The organism is Pseudomonas sp. S2_F03, from assembly GCF_054668335.1.
Window position 1 is genome coordinate 4,239,863 of record NZ_CP162759.1, and the last position, 24,387, is coordinate 4,264,249.

The 24,387-nt window shown below is 57.7% G+C and carries 19 protein-coding genes and 1 pseudogene; 10 read left to right on the forward strand and 10 right to left on the reverse strand.

The window, feature by feature from the left end; all coding sequences use genetic code 11:
* Window positions 1-17: 17 nt before the first annotated feature.
* Complete coding sequence (locus AB4N76_RS19755) at window positions 18-2,609, reverse strand: glycosyltransferase (protein WP_460163416.1); 2,592 nt, start codon at window positions 2,607-2,609, stop codon at window positions 18-20.
* Between the two features lie 212 nt (window positions 2,610-2,821).
* Between AB4N76_RS19755 and tcdA the strand changes: the two genes are divergently transcribed.
* Complete coding sequence (tcdA, locus tag AB4N76_RS19760; RefSeq protein WP_046029170.1) at window positions 2,822-3,640, forward strand: tRNA cyclic N6-threonylcarbamoyladenosine(37) synthase TcdA; 819 nt, start codon at window positions 2,822-2,824, stop codon at window positions 3,638-3,640.
* Between the two features lie 131 nt (window positions 3,641-3,771).
* On the opposite strand, the gene AB4N76_RS19765 is transcribed toward tcdA, so the two are convergent.
* The 9 genes from AB4N76_RS19765 to map all read right to left on the reverse strand — a co-directional run bounded on the left by AB4N76_RS19765 (window position 3,772) and on the right by map (window position 14,036).
* Window positions 3,772-4,176: a SufE family protein gene (locus tag AB4N76_RS19765; protein ID WP_046029172.1), complete on the reverse strand. Its 405-nt coding sequence runs from the start codon at window positions 4,174-4,176 to the stop codon at window positions 3,772-3,774.
* Window positions 4,173-5,378 carry an aminotransferase class V-fold PLP-dependent enzyme gene (locus AB4N76_RS19770; RefSeq protein ID WP_046029174.1) on the reverse strand — a complete coding sequence of 402 codons (1,206 nt, stop codon included), beginning with the start codon at window positions 5,376-5,378 and terminating at the stop codon, window positions 4,173-4,175. Before AB4N76_RS19770 ends, AB4N76_RS19765 begins: the two co-directional genes overlap by 4 nt.
* Window positions 5,379-5,515: 137 nt before the next feature.
* Window positions 5,516-6,550, reverse strand: a complete 1,035-nt coding sequence (gene dapD, locus AB4N76_RS19775; RefSeq protein WP_046029176.1) for a 2,3,4,5-tetrahydropyridine-2,6-dicarboxylate N-succinyltransferase — start codon at window positions 6,548-6,550, stop codon at window positions 5,516-5,518.
* 33 nt (window positions 6,551-6,583) lie between these two features.
* Complete coding sequence (locus tag AB4N76_RS19780) at window positions 6,584-6,892, reverse strand: arsenate reductase (protein WP_460164625.1); 309 nt, start codon at window positions 6,890-6,892, stop codon at window positions 6,584-6,586.
* 450 nt (window positions 6,893-7,342) lie between these two features.
* Entirely contained in the window at window positions 7,343-7,924 is a 582-nt protein-coding gene (locus tag AB4N76_RS19785; protein ID WP_052961878.1) for a M12 family metallopeptidase, read from the reverse strand.
* A gap of 328 nt (window positions 7,925-8,252) precedes the next feature.
* Window positions 8,253-8,984: a M12 family metallopeptidase gene (locus AB4N76_RS19790; RefSeq protein WP_046029184.1), complete on the reverse strand. Its 732-nt coding sequence runs from the start codon at window positions 8,982-8,984 to the stop codon at window positions 8,253-8,255.
* Window positions 8,985-9,152: 168 nt separating this feature from the next.
* Window positions 9,153-10,352, reverse strand: coding sequence for a succinyldiaminopimelate transaminase (gene dapC / locus AB4N76_RS19795; protein ID WP_460163417.1), 1,200 nt, complete (start codon window positions 10,350-10,352; stop codon window positions 9,153-9,155).
* A gap of 153 nt (window positions 10,353-10,505) precedes the next feature.
* Window positions 10,506-13,208 (reverse strand): [protein-PII] uridylyltransferase, encoded by a 2,703-nt coding sequence (locus tag AB4N76_RS19800; RefSeq protein WP_046029186.1) that lies wholly within the window; start codon window positions 13,206-13,208, stop codon window positions 10,506-10,508.
* A gap of 45 nt (window positions 13,209-13,253) precedes the next feature.
* On the reverse strand, window positions 13,254-14,036 hold the full coding sequence (gene map / locus AB4N76_RS19805; RefSeq protein WP_046029187.1) for a type I methionyl aminopeptidase: 783 nt from the start codon (window positions 14,034-14,036) through the stop codon (window positions 13,254-13,256).
* A 371-nt stretch (window positions 14,037-14,407) separates the two neighbouring features.
* Here map and rpsB point away from each other — a divergent pair, with 371 nt between their 5' ends.
* From rpsB to bamA, 9 genes and pseudogenes are all read left to right on the forward strand, one after another.
* Complete coding sequence (gene rpsB, locus AB4N76_RS19810; RefSeq protein WP_003219330.1) at window positions 14,408-15,145, forward strand: 30S ribosomal protein S2; 738 nt, start codon at window positions 14,408-14,410, stop codon at window positions 15,143-15,145.
* A gap of 192 nt (window positions 15,146-15,337) precedes the next feature.
* Entirely contained in the window at window positions 15,338-16,201 is an 864-nt protein-coding gene (gene tsf, locus AB4N76_RS19815) for a translation elongation factor Ts (RefSeq protein WP_027604480.1), read from the forward strand.
* Window positions 16,202-16,410: 209 nt separating this feature from the next.
* Window positions 16,411-17,154 (forward strand): UMP kinase, encoded by a 744-nt coding sequence (gene pyrH, locus AB4N76_RS19820; protein ID WP_003172271.1) that lies wholly within the window; start codon window positions 16,411-16,413, stop codon window positions 17,152-17,154.
* A complete protein-coding gene (gene frr / locus AB4N76_RS19825) occupies window positions 17,151-17,708 on the forward strand; it encodes a ribosome recycling factor (protein WP_046029188.1) in 558 nt (185 codons plus the stop codon). The genes pyrH and frr overlap by 4 nt, the downstream gene beginning before the upstream one ends.
* A gap of 13 nt (window positions 17,709-17,721) precedes the next feature.
* On the forward strand, window positions 17,722-18,477 hold the full coding sequence (uppS, locus tag AB4N76_RS19830) for a polyprenyl diphosphate synthase (RefSeq protein ID WP_046029189.1): 756 nt from the start codon (window positions 17,722-17,724) through the stop codon (window positions 18,475-18,477).
* Window positions 18,477-19,283, forward strand: coding sequence for a phosphatidate cytidylyltransferase (locus AB4N76_RS19835; protein ID WP_046029190.1), 807 nt, complete (start codon window positions 18,477-18,479; stop codon window positions 19,281-19,283). The genes uppS and AB4N76_RS19835 overlap by 1 nt, the downstream gene beginning before the upstream one ends.
* Window positions 19,280-20,471 (forward strand): annotated as a pseudogene (gene ispC / locus AB4N76_RS19840) (1-deoxy-D-xylulose-5-phosphate reductoisomerase). Before AB4N76_RS19835 ends, ispC begins: the two are co-directional and overlap by 4 nt.
* Before the next feature lie 54 nt (window positions 20,472-20,525).
* Window positions 20,526-21,878, forward strand: coding sequence for a sigma E protease regulator RseP (rseP, locus tag AB4N76_RS19845; RefSeq protein ID WP_046029193.1), 1,353 nt, complete (start codon window positions 20,526-20,528; stop codon window positions 21,876-21,878).
* Window positions 21,879-21,952: 74 nt separating this feature from the next.
* Window positions 21,953-24,343, forward strand: a complete 2,391-nt coding sequence (gene bamA, locus AB4N76_RS19850) for an outer membrane protein assembly factor BamA (RefSeq protein ID WP_046029195.1) — start codon at window positions 21,953-21,955, stop codon at window positions 24,341-24,343.
* Window positions 24,344-24,387: the final 44 nt, after the last annotated feature.

A 24,387-nucleotide genomic window follows, 5' to 3' on the forward strand; every position in this document is an offset into this window, starting at 1 on the left:
AGTGCATCTGTACAGTTTTAGACGGCTGGCGCCGGCTCAGGCTCGGCGGCCGGTTTGGGCAGCGAAGACAAGAACGCCATGATCAGCGCAGCCAGGTACGGCAGCGACTGCACCAGCAACATGGTCACCCAGAAGCGCATGTCGTTGCTCGGCAAGCCGTTCACCAGGAAAATCCCCAGTGCCGCGCCCCACAACAGCAGCATGATGAATACCTCTTCACGCGCCTCCGAAATCGCCACCCAGAAGCCGTGGTTGTCGGCGTTTTTCGGGGTGCGGAAGAACGGAATGCTGCTGGTGAAGAAGCCGTACAACACCGCTTTGGCAATCGTGTGCGACAGCGCCAGGCCCGCGAGCGCCGCGCAGAACGCATCCTTCAGATTGACCCCGACCGCCCGGCGGTAGAGGAAAATGATCTTGCCGACCTTGAACACGAACAACGCCAACGGCGGGATCGCGAAAATCAGCAGCGGTGGATCGACCCGTTGCGGCACGATGATCATCGCCGCCGACCACAACAGGGCGCCCACGGTGAAGAAGATGTTCATGCCGTCCGCGACCCACGGCAACCAGCCCGCGAGGAAGTGATAACGCTGGCCACGGGTCAGTTCGGTGTCCTTGCCGCGCAGCAGGCTGGCGGTGTGACGCTTGATGATCTGAATCGCCCCGTAGGCCCAGCGGAAACGCTGTTTCTTGAAGTCGATAAAGGTATCGGGCATCAGGCCTTTGCCGTAGCTGGTGTGGTAATACGCCGCCGACAGGCCTTTTTCGAAGACACGCAGACCCAACTCGGCGTCTTCACAGATGCACCAATCGGCCCAGCCGAGCTCTTCGAGCACCGAGCGCCGGGTCATGGTCATGGTGCCGTGCTGGATGATCGCGTCACGGTCGTTACGGGTGACCATGCCGATGTGGAAGAAGCCTTTGTATTCCGCGTAGCAAAGCTTCTTGAAGGTGCTTTCGTTCTGGTCGCGGTAATCCTGCGGCGACTGCACCACGGCGATTTTCGGATCGGCGAAGTGCGGCACCATGTGCTTGAGCCAGTTCGGGTCGACGCAGTAGTCCGAGTCGATCACCGCAATCACTTCGGCATCCTTGGCGGTGTGCGGGATCAGGTAATTCAGTGCACCACCCTTGAAGCCGGCCAGCGGTGCAACGTGGAAGAACTTGAAGCGCGGGCCGAGGGTTTCGCAATAATCGCGCACCGGTTCCCAGACCGCCGGGTCCTTGGTGTTGTTGTCGATGATCAGGACTTCGAAGTCCGGATAGTCGAGGTTGGCCAGGGCATTGAGGGTCTGTTTGACCATCTCCGGCGGCTCGTTGTAGCAAGGGACGTGGATCGAGACTTTTGGTCTGTAGTCCGAATCGCCCACCACCGGCAGGAATTCACGTCGGCGCTTGTGGGTCCAGACCGCTTCGGCCAGTTCATGTGCCTCGGTCAGCAGCACAATAAAGACCCCGAGCGCTCCGAGGGCGAGCAAGAAGCCCACCGTCAGGCTGAACCAGGTGCTGTATTGCTGACTGTAGTCGTAACCGATCCAGACCAGAACCGAACCGCACAGGAACGCGATAAAGGTCAGGAACGTGCGGCCACGTTGGCGCAGGGCCGAGCCGTCGATCATCAGCAAGGTCAAGGACAGCAAGGCCAGCACGGCCGAGCCGATTGCCAGCACGCGCCATTGCGGGATCGCGACCACGGGGCCTTCGAAGTTGAACTTCTGCTGGCGCGCGGCGTTGAACACACCCCAATACGCGCCCACCGAACCTTCGTCGCTGGCCTTCCACGGCTGGTCAAAGGCTTCGATCACGAAATAGTTGAAACCCTGGCGATTGAGTTTGTTGACCAGGGTGCGCAGGTAGATCGCCTGATCCGCCGGGCTCGCATCGGTGCCGCCACGCATGCGGCCGTTGCTCGGCCAGCCAACCTCCGAGAGCAGCAGCGGTTTTTTCGGGAACATCTTTTTCAGGTCGCGGGCGCGGTCGAGGACGAACTGACCGGCCTTGTCCACCGGGATGAATTCCCAATAAGGCAGAACGTGGGCGGCGATCAGGTCGACGTGCTTGGCCAGTTCCGGGTGTTCTTCCCAGACGTGCCATTGCTCGGACGTGGTCACCGGCACTTTCACGGCGGCGCGCACGCGATCGAGGATCACGCTCAGTTCGGCAGCGGTAATTTCCTTACGGAAGATTGCCTCGTTGCCGACCACCACGCGAACCACGCTGCGGGAGGTGTTGGCGATTTCGATGGCGCGGGTGATCTCGCGTTCGTTGCGTTCCTGGTCCGGGCTGATCCAGATCCCCGAAGTGACCCGCAGGCCGAATTCTTCAGCCAGTTTGGGAATGTCGCCCAGCGTGCCGTCGACCGAGTAAGTACGGATGTTGTCCGTCAGCTTGCTCATGATCTCCAGGTCACGACGCATTTGATCGTCGTTCGGGTACTGCTCTTTCTGTGGGTACTGGCCTTGCTGGAACGGCGAGTACGAGAAGCCGGAGATCTGTTCAGGCCAGTTGGGGGCGGTAACCGGGCGGTTGATTAGCGCCCAGAAGCCGGTAAACAAGGCTGCGATGGCGAGCACCACGACCAGGTTGAGTCCAAATTTGCGGGATGACATAGCTATTTCAGGTTCCAAAGACTGTGGAACGAAGGAACGGTTGGCGGTCGCCAAGGGGCGCGCATCCTACACCGGGCATTCTCTTTTCGTATAGCGGACAGGGAATTACCGGACATTGGGCAATTTGCTTTCACATAAGTTCTTACACTTGTAGATTGAAATTCAGAACTTGGCGCAGCGAAGCCCTATAATGCGCGCCGGTTTTTGGGGTAATGGTCATGAGTACAGAAGATCCGCGGTTTGCCGGCATCGCCCGTTTGTATGGCATCGAAGGCCTGGCGCGCCTGCGCGCGGCGCATGTGGCGATTGTCGGCGTCGGTGGCGTCGGTTCCTGGGCGGCGGAAGCTGTCGCCCGGTGTGGGGTGGGCGAGATTTCGCTGTTCGACCTGGACGACGTCTGCGTCAGCAACGTCAATCGCCAGTTGCACGCGCTGGACAGCACGGTCGGCAAACCCAAGGTTGAGGTGATGGCCGAGCGTCTGCGCGGGATCAACCCGGACTGCACGGTGCACGCCGTGGCGGATTTCGTCACCCGCGAGACCATGGCCGAGTACATCACGCCGAACATCGACTGCGTGATCGATTGCATCGACAGCGTTAACGCCAAGGCAGCGCTGATTGCCTGGTGCAAGCGCCGCAAGATCCAGATCATCACCACTGGCGGGGCAGGTGGGCAGATTGATCCGACGTTGATTCAGGTGTGCGATTTGAACCGTACGTTCAACGATCCGCTGGCGTCGAAAGTGCGTTCCACCTTGCGCCGCGATTATGGCTTCTCCCGCACCGTGACCCGTCATTACAGCGTGCCGTGTGTGTTCTCCACCGAGCAACTGCGCTACCCGAAACCGGATGGCAGCATTTGTCTGCAGAAGAGTTTTGTCGGTGATGGCGTGAAGCTGGACTGTGCCGGCGGGTTTGGTGCGGTGATGATGGTGACGGCGACGTTCGGCATGGTCGCGGCGACCAAGGCTGTGGATAAGATTGTTGCCGGGGTTCGGCGGCCTTCGGATCGGGTCAAGCCTGAGGTTTGATGGGTGGGGCTGATGGCCCCATCGCGGGCAAGCCCGCTCCCACATGAATCCGGATTGAATGCGAGATTTGAGTTCACCTCAACCCACTGTGGGAGCGGGCTTGCCCGCGATGGGCTGCGAAGCAGCCCCTTTTACTGAGCCAACTCATTCATCCGCTGGAGTACGGCATTCAGGCCATTGCTGCGCGACGGTGACAGCTGCCGCGAAAGGCCGAGCTGATTGAACCACTCTGGCAAATCCACCTGCCGCAACTCACCTGCCGACAACCCGTTGACCCGCGCCAGCAGCAACGCCACCAATCCGCGAATCAACCGGGCATCGCTGCTCGCCGCGAACTGCCAGTGACCGTCATTCAGTGAACCCACCAGCCACACCTGGCTTTCACAGCCATGCACCCGGTTGGTATCCACCTTATCCACATCGCTCAGCGCCGGCAGGCGGTCGCCCCATTGCATCAACAGGCGCGCCCGTTGTTCCCAGCCGGCAGCGTTCTGGAACGTGTCCAGCGCCGTCACAGCCTCGGCAGGCAAGTTCATCGCAGCAACTCCAGCGCCTGATCCAGCGCTTCAAAGAACCGCTCCAGGTCTTCGGAATCGTTGTAAAGCGCCAACGACACCCGGATCGCCCCGGCCAGCTCGAAGCTCTTGAGCAGCGGCATGGCGCAGTGATGACCCGCACGCACGGCAATCCCCTGTTCGGTCAGCAGATGCGCCAGATCAGAGTTATGCACACCCTCGACGACAAAACTGGCCAGCGCCAATTGCGGTTTGCCCAGCAGGCGAATGCCGTTTCGGGCTTCAAGTCCTTTCAGCAAATAGTCATGCAACGCCGCTTCGTGGGCGTTAACGGCGTCCTGATCGAGCCCGGCGAGGTAGTCCAGCGTCGCGCCCAGACCAATCACGCTGGCAATCGGCGGCGTTCCTGCCTCGAAACCCAATGGGGCAGGGCGAAAGCGTGCGCCATGGTAATCCGCGTCCAGCACCATTTCGCCGCCGAACTGCCAATGACGCAGATGCTTGAGCGCCTCGTTGTGCCCGAACAGCACGCCCAGGCCATCGGGGCCATAGAGCTTGTGGCTGGAAAACACATAGAAGTCGCAACCCAGTGCTTGCACGTCATGCCGACCATGCACCACGCCTTGAGCGCCATCGACCACGGTCAACGCGTCGTGTGCCTTCGCCATCGCCAATAGGGCGGGCAACGGCTGCCAGGCGCCGAGCACGTTAGACAACTGACTGACGGCTAGCAAACGGGTTTGCGGACCGATCAGGCGTGCGGCGGCCTCAAGGTCGATCAAACCGTCGGCATCCAGCGGCAGGATCACCAGTTTCAGCTCGCGGCGGTGTGCCAGTTGCTGCCATGGCAGCAGGTTGGCGTGATGCTCCAGAGCGCTGATGACCAGCTCATCGCCCGGTTGGAAAAGATGTTCCAGGCCGTACGCCAGGAGGTTCAGCGCTGACGTCGCGCCATGGGTAAAAATAATCTGCCCGCAATCGCCGGCATTCAGCCATTGCGCGACTTTGCTGCGGCTGGCCTCGAACGCCTGGGTGGCATGGGCGCCGGGCAAGTGTTGCGCCCGATGCACGTTGGCCGCGCCGTTGGCGTAGTAATGCGTCAGGGCATCCAGCAGGGCTTGAGGTTTTTGCGTGGTGGCGGCGTTGTCCAGATAGGTCTGGTCTTGCCGTTGCAAAGCGGCGATGGCCGGAAAATCGGCGCGCCAGGGAGAGGGGATCATCATGTTATTCGGCCCTGGTAAACATGGGCGGGTAGACGCCTGACCATGTAGGAGCAGAGCTTGCTCGCGAAGCTTTTTGGCGGCCTTAAGGGCCCCATCGCGAGCAAGCTCTGCTCCTACACAGGTGATCGTGACGCTGCTTAGTTGTGAGCGTGCAGCGCTTCGTTCAGTTCGATGGCCGATTTGTGGGTTTTGCATTCCACGGCGCCGGTCTCCGAATTGCGACGGAACAACAGGTCAGGTTGACCGGCCAGTTCACGCGCCTTGACGACTTTGACCAGCTTGTTGTTTTCGTCCAGCAGCGCCACTTTGGTGCCGGCGGTCACGTACAGGCCAGACTCCACGGTGTTGCGGTCGCCCAACGGGATACCGATACCGGCGTTCGCGCCGATCAGGCAGCCTTCGCCGACCTTGATCACGATGTTGCCGCCACCCGACAGGGTGCCCATGGTCGAGCAACCGCCGCCCAGGTCCGAACCCTTGCCGACGAATACGCCTGCCGAAACACGACCTTCGATCATGCCCGGTCCTTCGGTGCCGGCGTTGAAGTTGACGAAACCTTCGTGCATCACGGTGGTGCCTTCGCCCACGTAGGCGCCCAGGCGGATACGTGCCGCGTCAGCGATACGTACGCCGGCCGGTACCACGTAGTCGGTCATTTTCGGGAACTTGTCCACCGAGAACACTTCCAGCAGCTCGCCGCGCAGACGGGCTTCCAGTTGATGCTCGGCCAGCTCGGCCAGGTCGATCGCGCCCTGGCTGGTCCATGCCACGTTCGGCAGCAACGGGAACACACCGGCCAGGTTCAGGCCATGTGGCTTGACCAGGCGGTGGGACAGCAAGTGCAGCTTGAGGTAAGCCTCAGGCGTGGAAGTCAGTTGAACGTCTTCGGCCAGAATCGTCGCGACCAGCGGCTTGTGGCTCTCGGCCAGACGGGTCAGCAGTGCAGCCTGGGCAGCGTCGACGCCTTTGAGTGCCTCGGCCAGTTGCGAAGCCTGGGCGGTGCTGAACGCGATGGCCTGATTGCCTTCGGTGTAGCCAAGAACAGGCGCGATGGCGGCGATGACTTCAGCCGATGGATTCAGGACAGGGGCGGCGTAGAACACTTCCAGCCATGCGCCTTGACGGTTTTGGGTGCCGACACCGAAGGCCACGCTGAACAGGGAATTGGACATGTGAATACCTCTAACAAAATTGAACGGGCTGGCTTACTTGAGCGCTGCCGCGTAGATATCTGGCTTGAAGCCAATCAGGGTTCGGTCACCGAGATCAAGCACCGGGCGCTTGATCATCGAGGGTTGTGCGAGCATCAGTTCGATGGCTTTCGACTGGTCGAGATCGGCTTTGCGTTCGTCGTCGAGCTTGCGAAAGGTCGTGCCTGCACGGTTCAACACCACTTCCCAACCGTGCTCATCGCACCATTGGGTCAGGTGTTCACGGTCGATGCCGACCGCTTTGTAATCATGGAAGTCATAGCTGGCAGCGTGTTCATCGAGCCAGGTGCGCGCCTTTTTCATGGTGTCGCAGGCTTTGATGCCGAAAAGGTGCAACGTTTTACTTGAAACGGTCAAGGAATTGCCCCCTTTGCAGGTGCTGGAAATGAAAGGTCTGGGATTATGCCATGGCCTCTCGGTTAAAACCCAAAACCTGTGGAAGCGAGCAGGCTCCCTTCCGCAGGGATTTCGGTGTTGAAAGGTGGTCTGCGCTGGAGTGCGGCATGGGTGCCGCGGCCAGGATGCAGTCTAAGCGGCTAATGTGGCACTTCAATGCTGTCGATTGCCTGGGGGGCGACGGTTTATGCAAGCGCCGACTACATCCTGATGTGGGGTCGGCGTTTCGCGCTTGATCGGAGGGCGGTGAGCGCGACTCAAGCCGCGTTGGCGGCTGAGCTCAAGGCGTGGATCAAGTCTGGAAATCGGCATCTGCTGGCAGTGTTCAAAGTAATCAGCGGCCGATTCGACAGTGTTCTAACGCGGGTAAATCGAGCTGATGAATTGGATGTCCTGTTCGGAAAGCCCAATGTTGCGGGGGATGGCTTTTTTGTCCCACATGACACTGGCGGGAAAGGAGTAATGCATGATTGATGTTGGGTCATAGGTCAATTGATGACCCTGGCTTCGATGGAATTTTTTCAGAACGTTCAGGTAAATCTGTTCCTCGGTCCAGCCAGCCTTTTTGAATTCTCTGTAAATGGCCGGTGTATTCCAGTCCAGCGTCGCGTCAGGGTGTTGGTGTTCATGCTCGACTCCGAGGGCATGACCGAACTCATGCATGACAATAGTGGCGAATAACGGAGATTCATAATCGATCCCCACTACCATCGTGGGACTGTGCTTCGGCGTTTTTAGCGCATCTGTTCCGAGTTCCGAGGAGCCCGCGCCATTTTTCAGGTGGGAGAGTAGTATCCGGATATCCCCTTCATACAGTTCATCATTATCGTCAAGTTCAATGAATTCAAATTTCAGATTGACGTGGGGTGCCCACTGGTTGATTGCATTGACGACGGCTTGAAACATCGCTTCGTCATAGCGAGTGATGGCGATACGCAAAGTTTGCCCGTTAGTCCAGAATTTATTACTTATCCCGATGCTTCGTGTTGATCGAGTTGAGCTCGTGTCAGTGGTGTCGGGAGGAGTGCAAGGTGTTGGAAACGTCATGGTTATTTATTTGCCTGGTCTTTGATGTTGAGTAGTTGAAGTGTGTTTTGCAGGTTGTACGCGATACGAAGTTGATGAAGTGTGCGTTGGGCTATTTTTAAGTGGTATCTGCGCGGATAGAAAGAGCGAGGGTGTTTCGGTGTGTGTTTGATTTGGAAAGCTCCGCATCGCATTAAGTAATGCGGAGTGGAAATAGGTGTTGTCAGTGCGATTGTATTTGTCAGTGCTTCGGGTAAAGCAACTTCATAAGGCGCTTGTCTTTTTTACTGATTGTGCGGTTGGTGAGGATTTTCCAGTTGCCTGTCGTTAATGTATTGGCGACGGGGTAGTGCATGATGGACTTTCTGTCATACGGCGTATAAAGCGCTGACAGGGAGTTGAATGGAGTGAAAATGTTTCTATCGACTTCTTCTTTGCTTAATGGGTTCATCGCTCGGTTCTGATAGAACTCATACACCTTTGGTTTGTCCCAGGGGATCCTGGCGTCGGGATGCTGATGTTCGTGCATCGCACCTAATGCATGCCCGAACTCGTGAGTGACGATCACGTCGAAATCTTCATGTTCGGGAGGGACCCCCAGGTTCATGGTCGGCCAGTCCGGATGAATCAATAGTGCGTCGGTACCCAGCATTGAACTGTTGTCGTTATTCTTTGTGGCTATTCGGATGTCACCTTTGAGCCCTTCAACGAACTCAAAGGTCAGGTTGATGTACGGCAACCATTGATTGGCCGCCTTGATGATTTTCTGTTTGTGTTCATCGTTGGGTGCGTCGATAAAGGCGATTTTAAGTGTGCGCCCATTTGCCCAGAGCTTTGAGTAGTCAACCAGCGAGCGTTTGCGTCGAGTGCCGCTGGCGGTGCCGGCATTCTGCGGGTTTTCGTTAATGGCCGTGTCATAGGCTTGTTGGTCGTCGTACCATTGGATAAGTGTGCAGTTTTCAATGCTGTTCATTGGCTACTTCTTCCATGAAGTGAGAGTGATTGTGATGTTTTTGCGCACAGTAATGTGCTGCATGAGAGTAATGGGCGCTCTGCAGTTCGGTAAGGTTTATTTTCAGGTGATATGTAACTGACTATAAAAGAAAGCCCGCACTACCTTGCGTAATGCGGGCCGGGATACTTACTTGCGGCGTTTGATGAAATCGCGAATTCGCTCGGCCGCTTCAACACATTCGGCCAGTGGCGCAACCAGTGCCAACCGCACACGACCCGCGCCCGGATTGGCCCCATCGACGTTACGGGATAGATAAGAACCTGGCACCACCGTTACATGTTCTTCGACAAACAGGTCACGGCAGAACGCTTCGTCATCGCCTTCAACATTCGGCCACAAGTAGAAGCCGCCGTCCGGGCGCTGTACGTCCATCACCGGGCTGAGGATTTCCAGCACGGCATCATATTTCTCGCGATACAACACGCGGTTGGCGCGCACGTGCACTTCGTCATTCCACGCGGCCACGCTGGCCAGTTGGGTTTGAACCGGCATCGCGCAACCGTGGTAGGTGCGATACAGCAAAAAGCCCTTGAGGATGTCGGCATCGCCCGCCACGAAACCCGAGCGCAGGCCCGGCAGGTTGGAGCGTTTGGACAGGCTATGGAACACCACGCAGCGCTTGAAATCCTTGCGACCCAGTTCCACGCAAGCGCTGAGCAGGCCGGCCGGCGGCGTTTGCTCGTCAAAGTACAGTTCGCTGTAGCACTCGTCAGCGGCGATTACGAAGTCGTATTCGTCGGCCAGTGCGATCAGCTTTTTCAGCGTCTCGACCGGAATCAGTGCGCCGGTCGGGTTGCCCGGGGAGCACAGGAACAGGATCTGGCAGCGCTTCCAGATGTCGGGCGAAACGGCGTCGAAGTCCGGGTTGAAGCCGTTTTCGTCAAGGCATGGCAGGTAATGCGGCTTGGCGCCGGCGAGGAACGCAGCACCTTCGTAGATCTGATAGAACGGGTTCGGGCTGACCACCAACGCGTCTTCGCCACGGTTGACCACGGTTTGGGTGAAGGCGAACAACGCTTCACGGGTGCCGTTGACCGGCAGCACGTTGCGCGCCGGGTCGAGCCAGCCGCCCGGAACGCTGAAACGCCGTTCGCACCATGCGGCGATGGCTTCACGCAGGGCCGGGATGCCGAGGGTGGTCGGGTACACGGCCATCTGATCCAGATTGCTGGCCAGGGCTTCGGCGACAAAGCTTGGCGAGCGGTGTTTCGGCTCGCCGATGGACAACGCGATAGGGCGCTTGTCCGGGTTTGGCGTGACGCTGCCGAGCAGGGCGCGGAGCTTCTCGAACGGGTAGGGCTGCAACTGGGTCAGAGCGTTGTTCATCGTAAATCTCGTTCGGTGTGGGGGCTGGCTTTTGTTGGAGCCGGGCTTGCCCGCGATGCAGGCGCCTCGGTTTGTCAGGTGCACCGAGGTGATGCTATCGCGGGCCAGCCCGGCTCCTACATAAGCGTTTTCCCACAGGGAAAGTTGGTTAATTCAGATACTGAGTCGTGACAGTTTGATATCGGGTTCGTGGCTGACGCTCAGTTGTTCAACGATTGCATCCTGCAAGCGGCTGCACAGCAGCGGGTCAGACAACTGCTGGTTATTGGCGTCGGTAATGAAGAACACGTCCTCCACCCGCTCACCCAGCGTGGCAATCTTGGCGTTTTGCAGCGACAGGTCGAACTCCAGGAAGATCGTGCCGATCCGCGCCAACAGGCCCGGACGGTCGGGGGCGGTGAGTTCCAGCACGGTCACCGGACGTTGAGCGTCGTTGTGAATCGTGACCTGGGGCGCAAAGGCAAAATGCTTGAGCTGGCGCGGCACCCGGCGCTGAATGATGGTCGGGTAGTCGTCCGGGTTGCGCAGGGCTTCGGTCAGGCCATCGCGGATCTGCTTGACCCGCGCCGGGTTATCACCAATCGAGTCGCCGTCGGTGTCGAGCACAATATAGGTGTCGAGGGTGAACTGGCTGCTGGAGGTGATGACCCGGGCGTCGTGAATGTTCAAGTTGAGCTGGTCCATCGCCGCCACGGTCACGGCGAAGAAATCGTGTTGGTCCGGCGCATAAATAAAGATCTGAGTGCCGCCCTCGAACTCGCGCTGCGTGGTTTCCTTGATCAGCACCAGCGGCCCGCCGTCGGCAGGTTGTTGCAAGATCGCGTCGGTGTGCCAGGCGACGTCGCCAGCGGTGTGGCGCAGGAAATAGTCATCGCCTAGTTGTGACCACAGCTGTTCGACATCGTCCGGATCGTTTCCGCCGCGCACAAGGATGTCCAGGGCGGCGCTCTGGGTCTGACGGATCTGCATTTCACGATCCACCGGATTTTCCAGGCCGCGGCGCAGGGCGCGCTTGGTCTCGGTATACAGTTGGCGCAACAGGCTGGCGCGCCACGAGTTCCACAGGGTCGGATTGGTCGCGTTGATGTCGGCTACGGTCAGCACGTACAGATAATCGAGGCGGGTTTCGTCACCGACGGCCTGTGCGAAATCGTGGATCACCTGCGGGTCGGACAAGTCCTTGCGCTGGGCGGTGGTCGACATCGCCAGGTGGTTTTGCACCAGCCAGACGATCAGGCGGCTGTCCCACACCGGCAACTGATGGCGTTGGCAGAAAGCCTCTGCATCCACCGCGCCGATTTCCGAGTGGTCGCCATGGCGGCCCTTGCCGATGTCGTGGTAGAGCCCGGCCATGTAGATCAGCTCGGGCTTGGGCAGCTTGGCCATGAGCTTGGCGGCCAGCGGGAATTTTTCCGATACCTGGCTGTACTGCAACTTACGCAGGTGTTTGATCAGGTTCAGGGTGTGCGCGTCGACCGTATAGATATGGAACAGGTCGTGCTGCATCTGCCCGACGATCAAGCCGAACTCCGGCAGATAGCGCCCGAGAATGCCGTAACGGTTCATCCGGCGCAGGTTGCGGTGGATGCCGATCTTGCACTTGAACAGCTCGATAAACAGGCTGGTGTTACGAATGTCGTTACGGAATTCGTCGTCGATCAGGTGACGGTTCTCGCGCAGCAGACGGATGGTATCGGCGCGCACGCCTTTGATTTCCGGTTGCTGGGCCATCAACACAAAGATTTCCAGCATGGCGAACGGCGTACGACGGAACACGTTGTCGTTGCGTGCCTCGATATAACCGTCGTGCAGCTGGAACCGCGAGTTGATGGGCTGCGGCGGCGCTTCATCGTCCGGGGCGAGGATGACTTCTTCGAAGTGCTGAATGATCAGGTCGCTGAGCTGCGCAATGCTCATGACCACCCGGTAATATTGCTGCATGAAGTTTTCGATGGCTTGCTTGGCGTCATCGCCAACGAAGCCCAGCAGCCCGGCAATCGAACGCTGGTGATCGAACAGCAAGCGATCCTCGGAGCGACCGGCGAGCATGTGCAGCGCGTAACGGACCTTCCACAGGAATTCCTGGGACGAGGCGAGCAGGGCGTTTTCACTCTCTACCAGAAAACCTTCGCCAGCCAGTGCACGCAGGTTCAGGGTGCCGTATTCACGACGGGCTACCCAGAGAATCGTCTGGATGTCCCGTAATCCGCCCGGCGAGCCTTTGACGTTGGGTTCCAGGTTGTATTCGGTGTCGTTGTATTTGTGGTGGCGGGCCTTCTGCTCGGCGCGCTTGGCCAGGAAGAAGTCCTTGCTCGGCCACATGTGCGCGGTGCTGGTGACATCCAGCATGCGCTGGCGCAGGCGCTCAGGGCCGCAGATGGTGCGGCTTTCCATCAGGTTGGTGACCACCGTCAGGTCGGCGCGGGCCTCAACGGCGCATTCGTCCACCGAGCGCACGCTCTGACCGACTTCCAGGCCGATGTCCCAGAGCAAGGTCAGAAAACGTTCGATGGAATCGCGGAAAACTTCGTGATCGGCGCTGTCCAGAAGGATCAGCAAATCGATGTCGGAATAAGGGTGCAGTTCACCGCGACCATAGCCACCGACCGCGACCAGCGCGATGTCGGCGTCTTCACTCCAGTTAAACTGCTCCCAGGCCTTTTGCAGGATGTTATCGACGAACCAGGCGCGGTCCTCGATCAGCCGGCGAATGTCGCGGCCGCTGCGAAAGCGCCCGTCGAGCACCTCGCGGGCCTGGCGGATCGCCTTCTTGAAGGCTGAAATCGGGCTTGCCTTCAGGGCCAGTTCAGCCTGGAACTGGCCGCGGTCGAAGAGTTCGGGATCCACCTGCGGCATCGATTGGCTTTCCTGTCTATAAGGCTGAGAGCTTTGCGGAACGGATCAGGCCGAAACGCGCGCGATGGTGTCGTCGGCGCGCAGGGTGAAGATCTCGTAACCGGTTTCGGTAACCAGCAGGGTGTGCTCCCACTGGGCCGACAGCTTGCGGTCCTTGGTGATCGCGGTCCAGCCATCGCCCAGCACTTTGGTGTCGGCCTTGCCCTGGTTGATCATCGGTTCGATGGTGAAGGTCATGCCCGCCTTGAGTTCCATGCCGGTGCCGGCGCGGCCGTAATGCAGGATCTGCGGCTCTTCGTGGAACACTTTGCCGATACCGTGACCGCAGAACTCGCGAACCACCGAGAAGCCGTTCTTTTCCGCGTGCTTCTGGATGATTTCGCCGATGTCGCCAAGGCGGCAGCCGGGTTTGACGATTTCAATCGCCTTGTACATGCATTCCTGGGTCACTTGCGACAGGCGCTCGGCCCAGACCGGCACGGTGCCGACGTGGAACATGCGGCTGGTATCACCGTGATAACCGTCCTTGATGACGGTGACGTCGATGTTCAGCGTGTCGCCATCCTTCAGCGGCTTCTCGTTCGGAATGCCGTGGCAGACAACGTGGTTGATCGAAGTGCAGATCGACTTCGGGTAACCCTTGTAGTTGAGCGGCGCAGGAATGGCTTTCTGTTCGTTGACGATGTAGTCGTGGCAGATGCGATCCAGCTCTTCGGTGGTAATGCCCGGTTTGACATGTTCGGCAATCATTTCCAGCACATCGGCGGCCAGTTTGCCGGCGATGCGCATTTTTGCGATGTCCTCTGGGGTTTTGAGGGTGACGGTCATACAGGCTCTCTCTGCGCTCAATGGCGCTTGTCAAAACGAAATGGGCGGTGTGCGATTGATCTGCGCAGCCCTGAAAAACCTGATTCTATCAGACGATCAGCGCAAATCTGAGCCTCAGTGCTTAGCATCTCTCTATAGATAGGCGCATTCTTGATGATTCCAAGGGGCGATTTAAGACGCGCGTCCGGATTTGAGAATCCGGGTTCCGTTTTTGCGAGCCTTGTGGTATAAAATGCGCCGCTTTCCGGGGATACCCCGAAAGGCTTAAATCCACACACGTGTCGACACGATGACCTGGGTGCCTTCAGCTGATGCTGCTGGTTGGTCATTGGGATACGTGGAGGCCAAACCCGACTTATTAAGGAACTATCATGTCCCAAGTCAACATGCGCGATATGCTGAAGGCCGGTGTGCACTTCGGTCACCAAACCCGTTACTGGAACCCGAAAATGGGTAAATACATTTTCGGCGCGCGTAACAAGATCCACATCATCAACCTTGAAAAAACCCTGCCAATGTTCAACGAAGCTCTGACTTTCGTAGAGCGTCTGGCCCAGGGCAAAAACAAGATTCTGTTCGTCGGCACCAAGCGTTCCGCTGGCAAGATCGTTGCTGAAGAAGCAGCACGTTGCGGTTCGCCGTACGTCGATCACCGCTGGTTGGGCGGCATGCTGACCAACTTCAAAACCATCCGTGCTTCCATCAAGCGTCTGCGTGACCTTGAAGTACAAGCCGAAGACGGTACTTTCGCCAAGCTGACCAAGAAAGAAGCGCTGATGCGCACTCGCGATCTTGAGAAGCTCGATCGTTCCCTGGGTGGTATCAAGGACATGGGCGGTCTGCCAGACGCTCTGTTCGTTATCGACGTTGATCACGAGCGCATCGCGATCACCGAAGCCAACAAGCTGGGCATCCCGGTTATCGGCGTAGTCGATACCAACAGCAGCCCGGAAGGCGTTGACTACATCATCCCAGGCAACGATGACGCAATCCGCGCTATCCAGCTGTACATGGGTTCGATGGCTGACGCTGTAATCCGCGGTCGCAACCACGTTGCTGGCGGCACCGAGCAGTTCGTTGAAGAAGCTCCGGTAGCAGCAGCTGAGTAATTGACGCCTTGGCGTTGACTCAGTAAGCAAAAAGGGGGCTTGGCCCCCTTTTTTGCCACCTCGAAAACCGTTTGTCGGCCCCGCACTTGCAGAGCTGTAACGTGCAGCGGCTTACAACGGTGGTTCGGGAAGAATTGATCGCCCGTTCGATCGGGTGGAATGGTTGAAAACCTATCCAAGAGGATTTTGAAAATGGCAGCAATTACTGCAGCGTTGGTTAAAGAACTGCGTGAGCGTACCGGCGAAGGCATGATGGATTGCAAGAAAGCCCTGGAAAAGGCTGACGGCGACATCGAAAAAGCCATTGATGATATGCGTGCTTCCGGCGCAATCAAGGCTGCCAAGAAAGCAGGCAACGTGGCTGCAGAAGGCGCTATCGCTCTGAAAGAAGACGGCAAATCTGCTGTTCTGCTGGAAGTAAACTCGCAGACTGACTTCCTGGCCCTGCAGGACGACTTCAAGGCATTTGTTGCTGCTAGCGTTGAAAAAGCGTTCGCCGACAAACTGACTGACGTCGCTCCGTTGATCGCCGCTCAAGAAGCTGATCGCCTGGTATTGGTTGGCAAGGTTGGCGAAAACGTCAACATCCGTCGCCTGGTACGCGTTGAAGGTGATGTTGTTGGTGGTTACCTGCACGGCAACAAGATCGGTGTTGCAGTTGTCCTGAAAGGCGGCAACGTTGAACTGGCCAAAGACATCGCTATGCACGTAGCGGCCAGCAACCCAGAGTTCCTGCTGCCTTCGGAAGTTTCTGCCGAAGCGATCGAGCGTGAAAAAGCTGTGTTCCTGCAGCTGAACGAAGAAAAAATCAAAGGCAAGCCAGAAAACATCGTTGAAAACATGGTCAAAGGCCGTATCAGCAAGTTCCTGGCCGAAGCCAGCCTGGTTGAGCAGGCGTTCGTCAAGAACCCTGAAATCAAGGTCGGCGAGCTGGCCAAGAAAGCCGGTGCTGAAATCGTTTCTTTCACCTACTTCAAAGTAGGCGAAGGCATCGAGAAGCCAGTCGACAACTTCGCTGAAGAAGTTGCCGCTCAACTGGCTGCTGCCAAGCAGTAAGACGGTTTTTTTAACTGTCGCCCTGAAGAGGCTGCCCGCTTACGCGCGCAGCCTCTTTTCAGATGGGGCACCAATTTTTAATTGGTTTCCTTTGGAACTGGCTTACAAAGCCATGTTCCGATGGCGCTGAAGCAGCGCCAAGCTAGAGTGAGCGCAGCTGTAAACAGCTCGCAAAGAATTTTTAAAATACGCCGCAGGAGAGATTCGCAATGGCTCAGCAGGGCAGTGGTTATCAGGCTCGCTATAAACGCATTCTACTCAAGCTTAGCGGCGAGGCCCTGATGGGCTCGGAAGAGTTCGGGATCGATCCGAAAGTTCTGGATCGCATGGCGCTGGAAGTCGGCCAATTGGTCGGTATCGGTGTTCAGGTTGGTCTGGTGATCGGTGGTGGTAACCTGTTCCGCGGTGCGGCGCTGAGCGCGGCCGGCATGGATCGGGTAACTGGCGACCACATGGGCATGCTGGCCACTGTGATGAACGCCTTGGCCATGCGCGATGCGCTGGAGCGTGCCAATATCTCGGCCATCGTGATGTCGGCCATTTCCATGGTAGGCGTGACCGATCACTATGATCGCCGCAAAGCCATGCGCCATCTGAACGCCAAAGAGGTCGTGATTTTCGCGGCCGGTACCGGTAATCCGTTTTTCACCACGGATTCGGCAGCTTGCTTGCGAGCGATCGAAATCGACGCCGATGTCGTGCTCAAGGCGACCAAGGTCGATGGCGTCTACACCGCTGACCCGTTCAAAGACCCGCATGCCGAGAAGTTCGATCATCTGACTTACGATGAAGTGCTGGATCGCAAGCTGGGCGTGATGGATCTGACGGCTATTTGCCTGTGTCGCGACCACAAGATGCCGTTGCGCGTCTTTAACATGAACAAGCCCGGCGCCTTGCTGAACATCGTGCATGGCGGCGCTGAAGGGACCCTGATCGAGGAAGGCCAACAATGATCAACGAAATCAAGAAAGACGCTAAAGAGCGTATGCAAAAATCCGTGGAATCGCTGGCGCACAACTTTGGCCGTATCCGTACGGGCCAGGCGCACCCAAGCATTCTGGAGGGTGTGATGGTTCCTTACTACGGTTCCGACACGCCGATCAAGCAAGTGGCGAACATTACTGTCAAAGACGCCCGTACCCTGCAAGTCGTTGCCTTTGAGCGCAACATGCTGGGTGCTGTCGACAAAGCCATTGGCAGTGCCGGTCTGAACCTGAACCCGACCAACCTGGGTGAGTTGCTGCTGATCAGCATGCCGGCCTTGACTGAAGAAACCCGCCGCGGTTTCACCAAGCAGGCTCGCGATGTCGCTGAAGACGCCCGTGTTGCAGTGCGCAACATCCGTCGTGATGCGAACAGTCAGCTCAAGGACCTGGTCAAGGAAAAAGAAATCAGTGAAGACGAAGAGCGTCGTGCCACCGGCGAGATTGATGATCTGACCAAGAAATTCGTGGCTGAAATCGACGCGAAGCTGGCAGAGAAAGAAAAAGACCTGATGGCCGTATAAGGGTCGAGTTTTCATGGATAAGACCAAGCAGACTGTACCGTCCGCGGTGCCGCGCCATGTCGCGATCATCATGGATGGTAATAATCGCTGGGCGAAGAAGCGCTTTATGCCGGGTGTTGCCGGGCATAAAGCGGGTGTGGATGCGGTGCGTGCGGTAATCGAGGTGTGCGCTGAGGCCAAGGTCGAGGTGTTGACCCTGTTCGCCTTCTCCAGTGAAAACTGGCAGCGCCCGGCCGATGAGGTCAGTGCCTTGATGGATTTGTTCTTCAAAGCGTTGCGTCGTGAGGCCAAGCGCCTCAACGACAACAATATCAGTCTGCGCATCATCGGCGATCGCTCGCGTTTTCACCCCGAACTTCAAGCTGCCATGCGTGAAGCGGAAGCGATGACCGTCGGGGCCAACCGCTTTGTCTTGCAAATCGCCGCCAACTACGGCGGTCAGTGGGACATCGCGCAAGCTGCCCAGCGTCTGGCGCGGGAAGTTCAGGCCGGGCATCTGCGCCCGGAAGACATCACCCCTGAATTGCTGCAGACCTGTCTGGCCACCGGTGATCTGCCGTTGCCGGACTTGTGCATCCGTACCGGTGGCGAGCACCGCATCAGTAACTTCCTGCTGTGGCAGTTAGCCTACGCCGAGTTGTACTTCTCCGACCTGTTCTGGCCGGACTTCAAACACGACGCCATGCGAAACGCGCTGGCCGATTTCGCTTCTCGCCAGCGCCGCTTCGGTAAAACGAGCGAGCAGGTCGAGGCTGGAGCCCGGTTTTAATGCTTAAACAACGAATCATTACTGCGCTGATCCTGCTGCCGATCGCTTTGTGCGGTTTTTTCCTGCTCGAAGGTTCCGGCTTTGCGCTGTTTATCGGGCTAGTAGTGACGCTCGGTGCCTGGGAGTGGGCCAGGCTGGCCGGTTTCAACGCTCAGCCGGTTCGCGTTGCCTATGCCGTCGTGGTCGCATTGATGCTGTTTGTCATGCACATCCTGCCGGGGCTTGCGCCTTGGGTTCTGGGCGCTTCAGTGCTCTGGTGGGGCGTGGCGACGTATCTGGTGCTGACCTACCCGCGTTCCAGCGAACACTGGGCCAGTGCCGCCTGTAAGCTGGTGATCGGTTTGCTGATCCTGTTACCGGCCTGGCAAGGTCTGGTCCAGATCAAGCAGGAACCCTTGGGTAACTGGTTGATCATGGCCGTGATGGTGCTGGTATGGGGCGCGGATATTGGTGCGTATTTTTCCGGCCGTGCCTTTGGCAAGCGCAAGCTGGCGCCACAGGTCAGTCCCGGCAAGAGCTGGGAAGGCGTTTACGGTGGCCTGGTGCTGAGCCTGGTGATCACAGCGATCGTCGGCCTGGTGCGCGACTGGAGTTTCGCCCAGATGCTCATGGGGTTGGTCGGTGCTGCAGTCATCGTCTTCATTTCGGTGGTGGGTGACCTCACCGAGAGCATGTTCAAACGTCAATCAGGCATCAAGGACAGCAGTAACCTGCTGCCAGGGCATGGCGGTGTCCTTGACCGAATCGATAGCCTGACGGCAGCGATCCCGGTATTTGCCGTATTGTTGTGGATGGCTGCACCGTGAGTCGCCCTCAGCAGATTACTGTTCTGGGGGCGACCGGTTCGATTGGTCTGAGCACTCTGGATGTCATTGCTCGCCATCCCGAGCGTTATCAAGTCTTTGCCTTGAGCGGTTTTACTCGTTTGAGTGAACTGCTGGCGCTGTGTGTGCGCCACACTCCGCGATTCGCCGTCGTGCCTGAGGCGGGCCCTGCCCGTGGCTTGCAGGACGACTTGCGTGCTGCCGGCCTGTCGACCCGGGTATTGGTGGGGGAGGAGGGGTTGTGTCAGGTGGCCTCCGATCCTGAAGTCGATGCCGTCATGGCGGCCATCGTTGGTGCGGCGGGTTTGCGCCCGACCCTGGCAGCAGTTGAGGCCGGCAAGAAAATCCTGCTGGCTAACAAAGAAGCGCTGGTGATGTCCGGGGCGCTGTTCATGCAAGCCGTGCGCAAAAGCGGTTCGGTATTGCTGCCGATCGACAGCGAGCACAACGCGATTTTCCAGTGCATGCCGCAGGATTTCGCCCGTGGGCTTGGCGTGGTCGGCGTACGCCGGATTTTGCTGACAGCCTCTGGTGGTCCGTTCCGACAGACGCCGATGGCCGAATTGGCACATGTTTCCCCTGAGCAAGCCTGTGCGCACCCGGAACTGGTCCATGGGACGCAAGATTTCGGTCGATTCGGCGAGCATGATGAACAAAGGGCTCGAGTTGATCGAAGCCTGCTGGCTGTTCGACGCCAAGCCGTCCCAGGTTGAAGTGGTTATTCACCCTCAGAGCGTGATCCATTCCCTGGTCGACTATATCGATGGTTCGGTGCTGGCTCAGTTGGGCAATCCGGACATGCGCACCCCTATCGCCAATGCTCTGGCCTGGCCAGAACGTATTGACTCCGGCGTGGCACCGCTGGATCTGTTCGCTATTGCGCGTCTGGATTTCCAGGCGCCCGATGAAGAGCGTTTCCCTTGCCTGCGCCTTGCGCGCCAGGCAGCCGAGGCTGGCAACAGCGCGCCGGCGATGCTGAATGCAGCGAATGAAGTGGCTGTTGCAGCCTTTCTCGACGGGCGGGTCCGCTACCTGGAAATCGCGAGTATTATCGAAGAAGTGTTGAACCTCGAGCCTGTCGTCGCAGTGGGAGATCTCGAGGCCGTGTTTACGGCTGACGAGAAAGCGCGAGTGCTGGCCGGGCAATGGTTGAGTCGTCACGGGCGGTAAGTGCTGCCATATGTTGGCCCATGCAGCACCGGATAGAATTGCGGGAGAAAGTAGATGAGCGCGCTCTATATGATTGTCGGCACCCTGGTGGCTTTGGGTGTGCTGGTTACCTTCCACGAATTCGGCCATTTCTGGGTCGCACGTCGCTGTGGGGTCAAAGTGCTGCGTTTCTCCGTAGGCTTCGGTATGCCGCTGCTGCGCTGGCACGACAAGAAAGGTACTGAGTTTGTAGTGGCTGCCATTCCATTGGGCGGCTACGTGAAGATGCTCGATGAGCGTGAAGGCGAAGTGCCGGTCGATCAGCTCGAACATTCTTTCAATCGCAAATCTGTCCGTCAGCGTATTGCGATCGTGGCGGCTGGCCCGATCGCCAACTTCTTGTTGGCAATGGTGTTTTTCTGGGTGTTGGCCATGCTCGGCAGCGAGCAGGTGCGGCCCGTCATTGGTGCGGTCGAGTCTGGCAGTCTTGCCGCCCGGTCTGGCTTGAGCGTCGGTCAGGAAATCATTGCCATTGATGGCGAACCAACGACCGGTTGGGCTGCGGTGAATCTGCAATTGGTTCGTCGTCTTGGTGAGAGCGGAACCCTTCAATTATTGGTGCGTGAGCAGGGTTCCACGACGGATTCCCCACGAGAGCTGGTACTGGATAAGTGGCTTAAAGGCGCCGACGAGCCAGATCCGATTCGTTCGCTGGGCATTCGTCCTTGGCGCCCGGCGTTACCGCCAGTGCTCGCCGAACTCGATCCGAAGGGGCCGGCACAGGCTGCGGGCCTGAAAACCGGTGATCGCTTGCTTGCCCTTGACGGCAAGGCGCTGGATGACTGGCAGCAAGTGGTCGACACCGTGCGTATGCATCCAGATACCAAAATCATGCTGCGCATCGAGCGCGATGGTGCTCAAATCGACGTCCCTGTGACGTTGGCCTCTCGCGGCGAGAGCAAGGCACCTACCGGTTACATGGGGGCCGGAGTGAAAGCGGTCGATTGGCCGCCAGAGATGGTTCGAGAAGTCAGTTACGGTCCATTGGCTGCGATTGGAGAGGGCGCGCGACGCACCTGGACCATGAGCGTGCTGACCCTCGATTCACTCAAGAAAATGTTGTTCGGTGAGCTCTCGGTAAAAAACTTGAGTGGACCGATAACCATTGCTAAAGTGGCGGGCGCTTCTGCCCAGTCGGGCGTAGCTGATTTCCTGAATTTCCTTGCATATCTGAGTATTAGCCTGGGAGTTCTGAATTTGTTGCCCATTCCTGTACTGGATGGGGGGCATTTGTTGTTTTATCTGATCGAGTGGGCGCGTGGTCGTCCCTTGTCAGATCGGGTGCAGGGTTGGGGGATACAGATCGGTATCAGTTTGGTGGTCGGGGTGATGTTGCTTGCTCTGGTCAATGATTTGGGCCGTCTGTAACACTTCGCTGAATTGCGAATCTGCCGCATTTTGCGGCAGTTTGTTTATTGCCAGTTGGAATAAGAAAGGACTTCATGAAACGTCTGCTGCTAACTGCGGTTCTCACCGTATTGATGATCGCCGAAGTTCACGCCGAGTCCTTCACTATCTCTGATATTCGCGTCAATGGCCTCCAGCGGGTCTCCGCGGGTAGCGTCTTTGGTGCTTTGCCGTTGAACGTCGGCGAACAGGCGGACGATCGTCGCCTGGTGGAATCCACTCGTGCGTTGTTCAAAACCGGTTTCTTTCAAGATATCCAGCTGGGCCGCGATGGCAACGTCCTGGTCATCACGGTAGTCGAGCGTCCATCGGTCGCCAGTATCGAGATCGAAGGTAACAAGGCGATCTCTACTGAAGACCTGATGAAGGGCCTCAAGCAGTCCGGTCTGGCCGAAGGTGAAATCTTCCAGCGCGCCACCCTTGAAGGTGTGCGTAACGAGCTGCAGCGCCAATACGTCGCTCAGGGCCGCTACTCGGCCACCGTCGACACCGAGGTGGTCCCGCAGCCGCGTAACCGTGTCGGATTGAAGGTCAACATCAACGAAGGCACCGTCGCTGCCATCCAGCACATCAACGTGGTGGGTAACACCGTCTTCCCTGAAGCAGACCTGATCGACCTGTTCGAACTGAAGACCACCAACTGGCTGTCCTTCTTCAAGAACGACGACAAGTACGCGCGGGAAAAACTTTCCGGTGACTTGGAGCGCCTGCGTTCCTACTACCTGGACCGCGGCTATATCAATATGGATATCGCTTCGACTCAGGTATCAATTACTCCGGACAAGAAACACGTCTACATCACCGTCAACGTCAACGAAGGCGATAAGTACACCGTTCGTGACGTCAAGTTGAGCGGCGATCTGAAAGTCCCTGAAGACCAGATCAAGTCCCTGCTGCTGGTGCAGAAAGGCCAGGTGTTCTCGCGCAAGCTGATGACCACCACGTCGGAGCTGATTACTCGCCGTCTGGGTAACGAGGGCTATACCTTCGCCAACGTAAGCGGTGTGCCTCAGCCGCATGAAGACGACCACACCGTCGACATTACTTTCGCGGTCGATCCAGGCAAGCGTGCTTACGTGAACCGTATCAACTTCCGTGGCAACACCAAGTCTGAAGACGAAGTGCTGCGCCGTGAAATGCGTCAGATGGAAGGCGGCTGGGCTTCGACCTACCTGATCGACCAATCCAAGACTCGTCTTGAGCGTCTGGGCTTCTTTAAGGAAGTGAACGTCGAAACACCTGCTGTGCCAGGTGTCGATGACCAGGTTGATGTGAACTACAGCGTTGAAGAACAGGCTTCCGGTTCGATCACTGCCAGCGTTGGTTTCGCTCAAAGTGCCGGCCTGATCCTCGGCGGTTCCATCACTCAGAACAACTTCCTGGGTACCGGTAACAAGGTCAGCATCGGCTTGACCAAAAGCGAATACCAGAGCCGCTATAACTTCGGTTATGTCGACCCGTACTGGACAGCCGATGGCGTGAGCCTGGGTTACAACGCTTTCTATCGCACTACTGACTACAAAGATCTCGATGTCGACGTAGCCAGCTATGCCGTAGATAGCCTGGGTGCAGGTATCAGTGTCGGCTACCCGATCAGCGAGACCTCGCGTCTGACTTTTGGCCTGACTGCACAGCAAGACAAGATCAAGACCGGTCAGTACACCGTCGACGAAATCTTCGACTTCGTTAACCGTGAAGGCGATCAGTACCTGAACTTCAAGGCATCGGCCGGCTGGTCGGAGTCCACCCTGAACAAAGGCGTATTGGCGACCCGTGGTCATTCTCAAAGCTTGACCGCGGAAGTGACTGTACCGGGTAGCGACCTGTCGTTCTTCAAGCTCGATTACCGTGGCCAGTTGTTCCAGCCTTTGTCTGAAAACTACACCATGCGCCTGCACACCGAGTTGGGTTATGGCGATGGTTACGGTTCGACCGATGGCTTGCCATTCTATGAAAACTACTATGCTGGTGGTTTCAACTCGGTTCGTGGCTTCAAGGACAGCACATTGGGGCCGCGTAGTACTCCGAGCCGCGGTCAAGGCGTCACAGGCAACCCGGGCACACTCGCTGACCCGGATCAGGATCCACTGCCATTTGGTGGTAACGTCCTGATTCAAGGTGGTGCGGAGATTCTGTTCCCGCTGCCATTCGTCAAAGATCAGCGCTCGTTGCGGACTTCGGTATTCTGGGACGTGGGTAACGTGTTTGACTCCAAGTGCACTCAGTTTTCCAACACCGACCCGAACTCGAAGTCCAACACGCAGTGCAACGATATCAGTCTGAGCAACCTGGCCAGTTCCGTCGGTGTGGGTGTGACATGGGTCACCGCGCTGGGTCCTCTGAGCTTTGCATTGGCCATGCCAGTAAAAGAACCGGATAACGCTGAAACCCAGGTGTTCCAATTCTCTCTTGGCCAGACGTTCTAAGCGTCTGTCCCAAAATAACGACAATGGATTTTGTAGGAGTACAT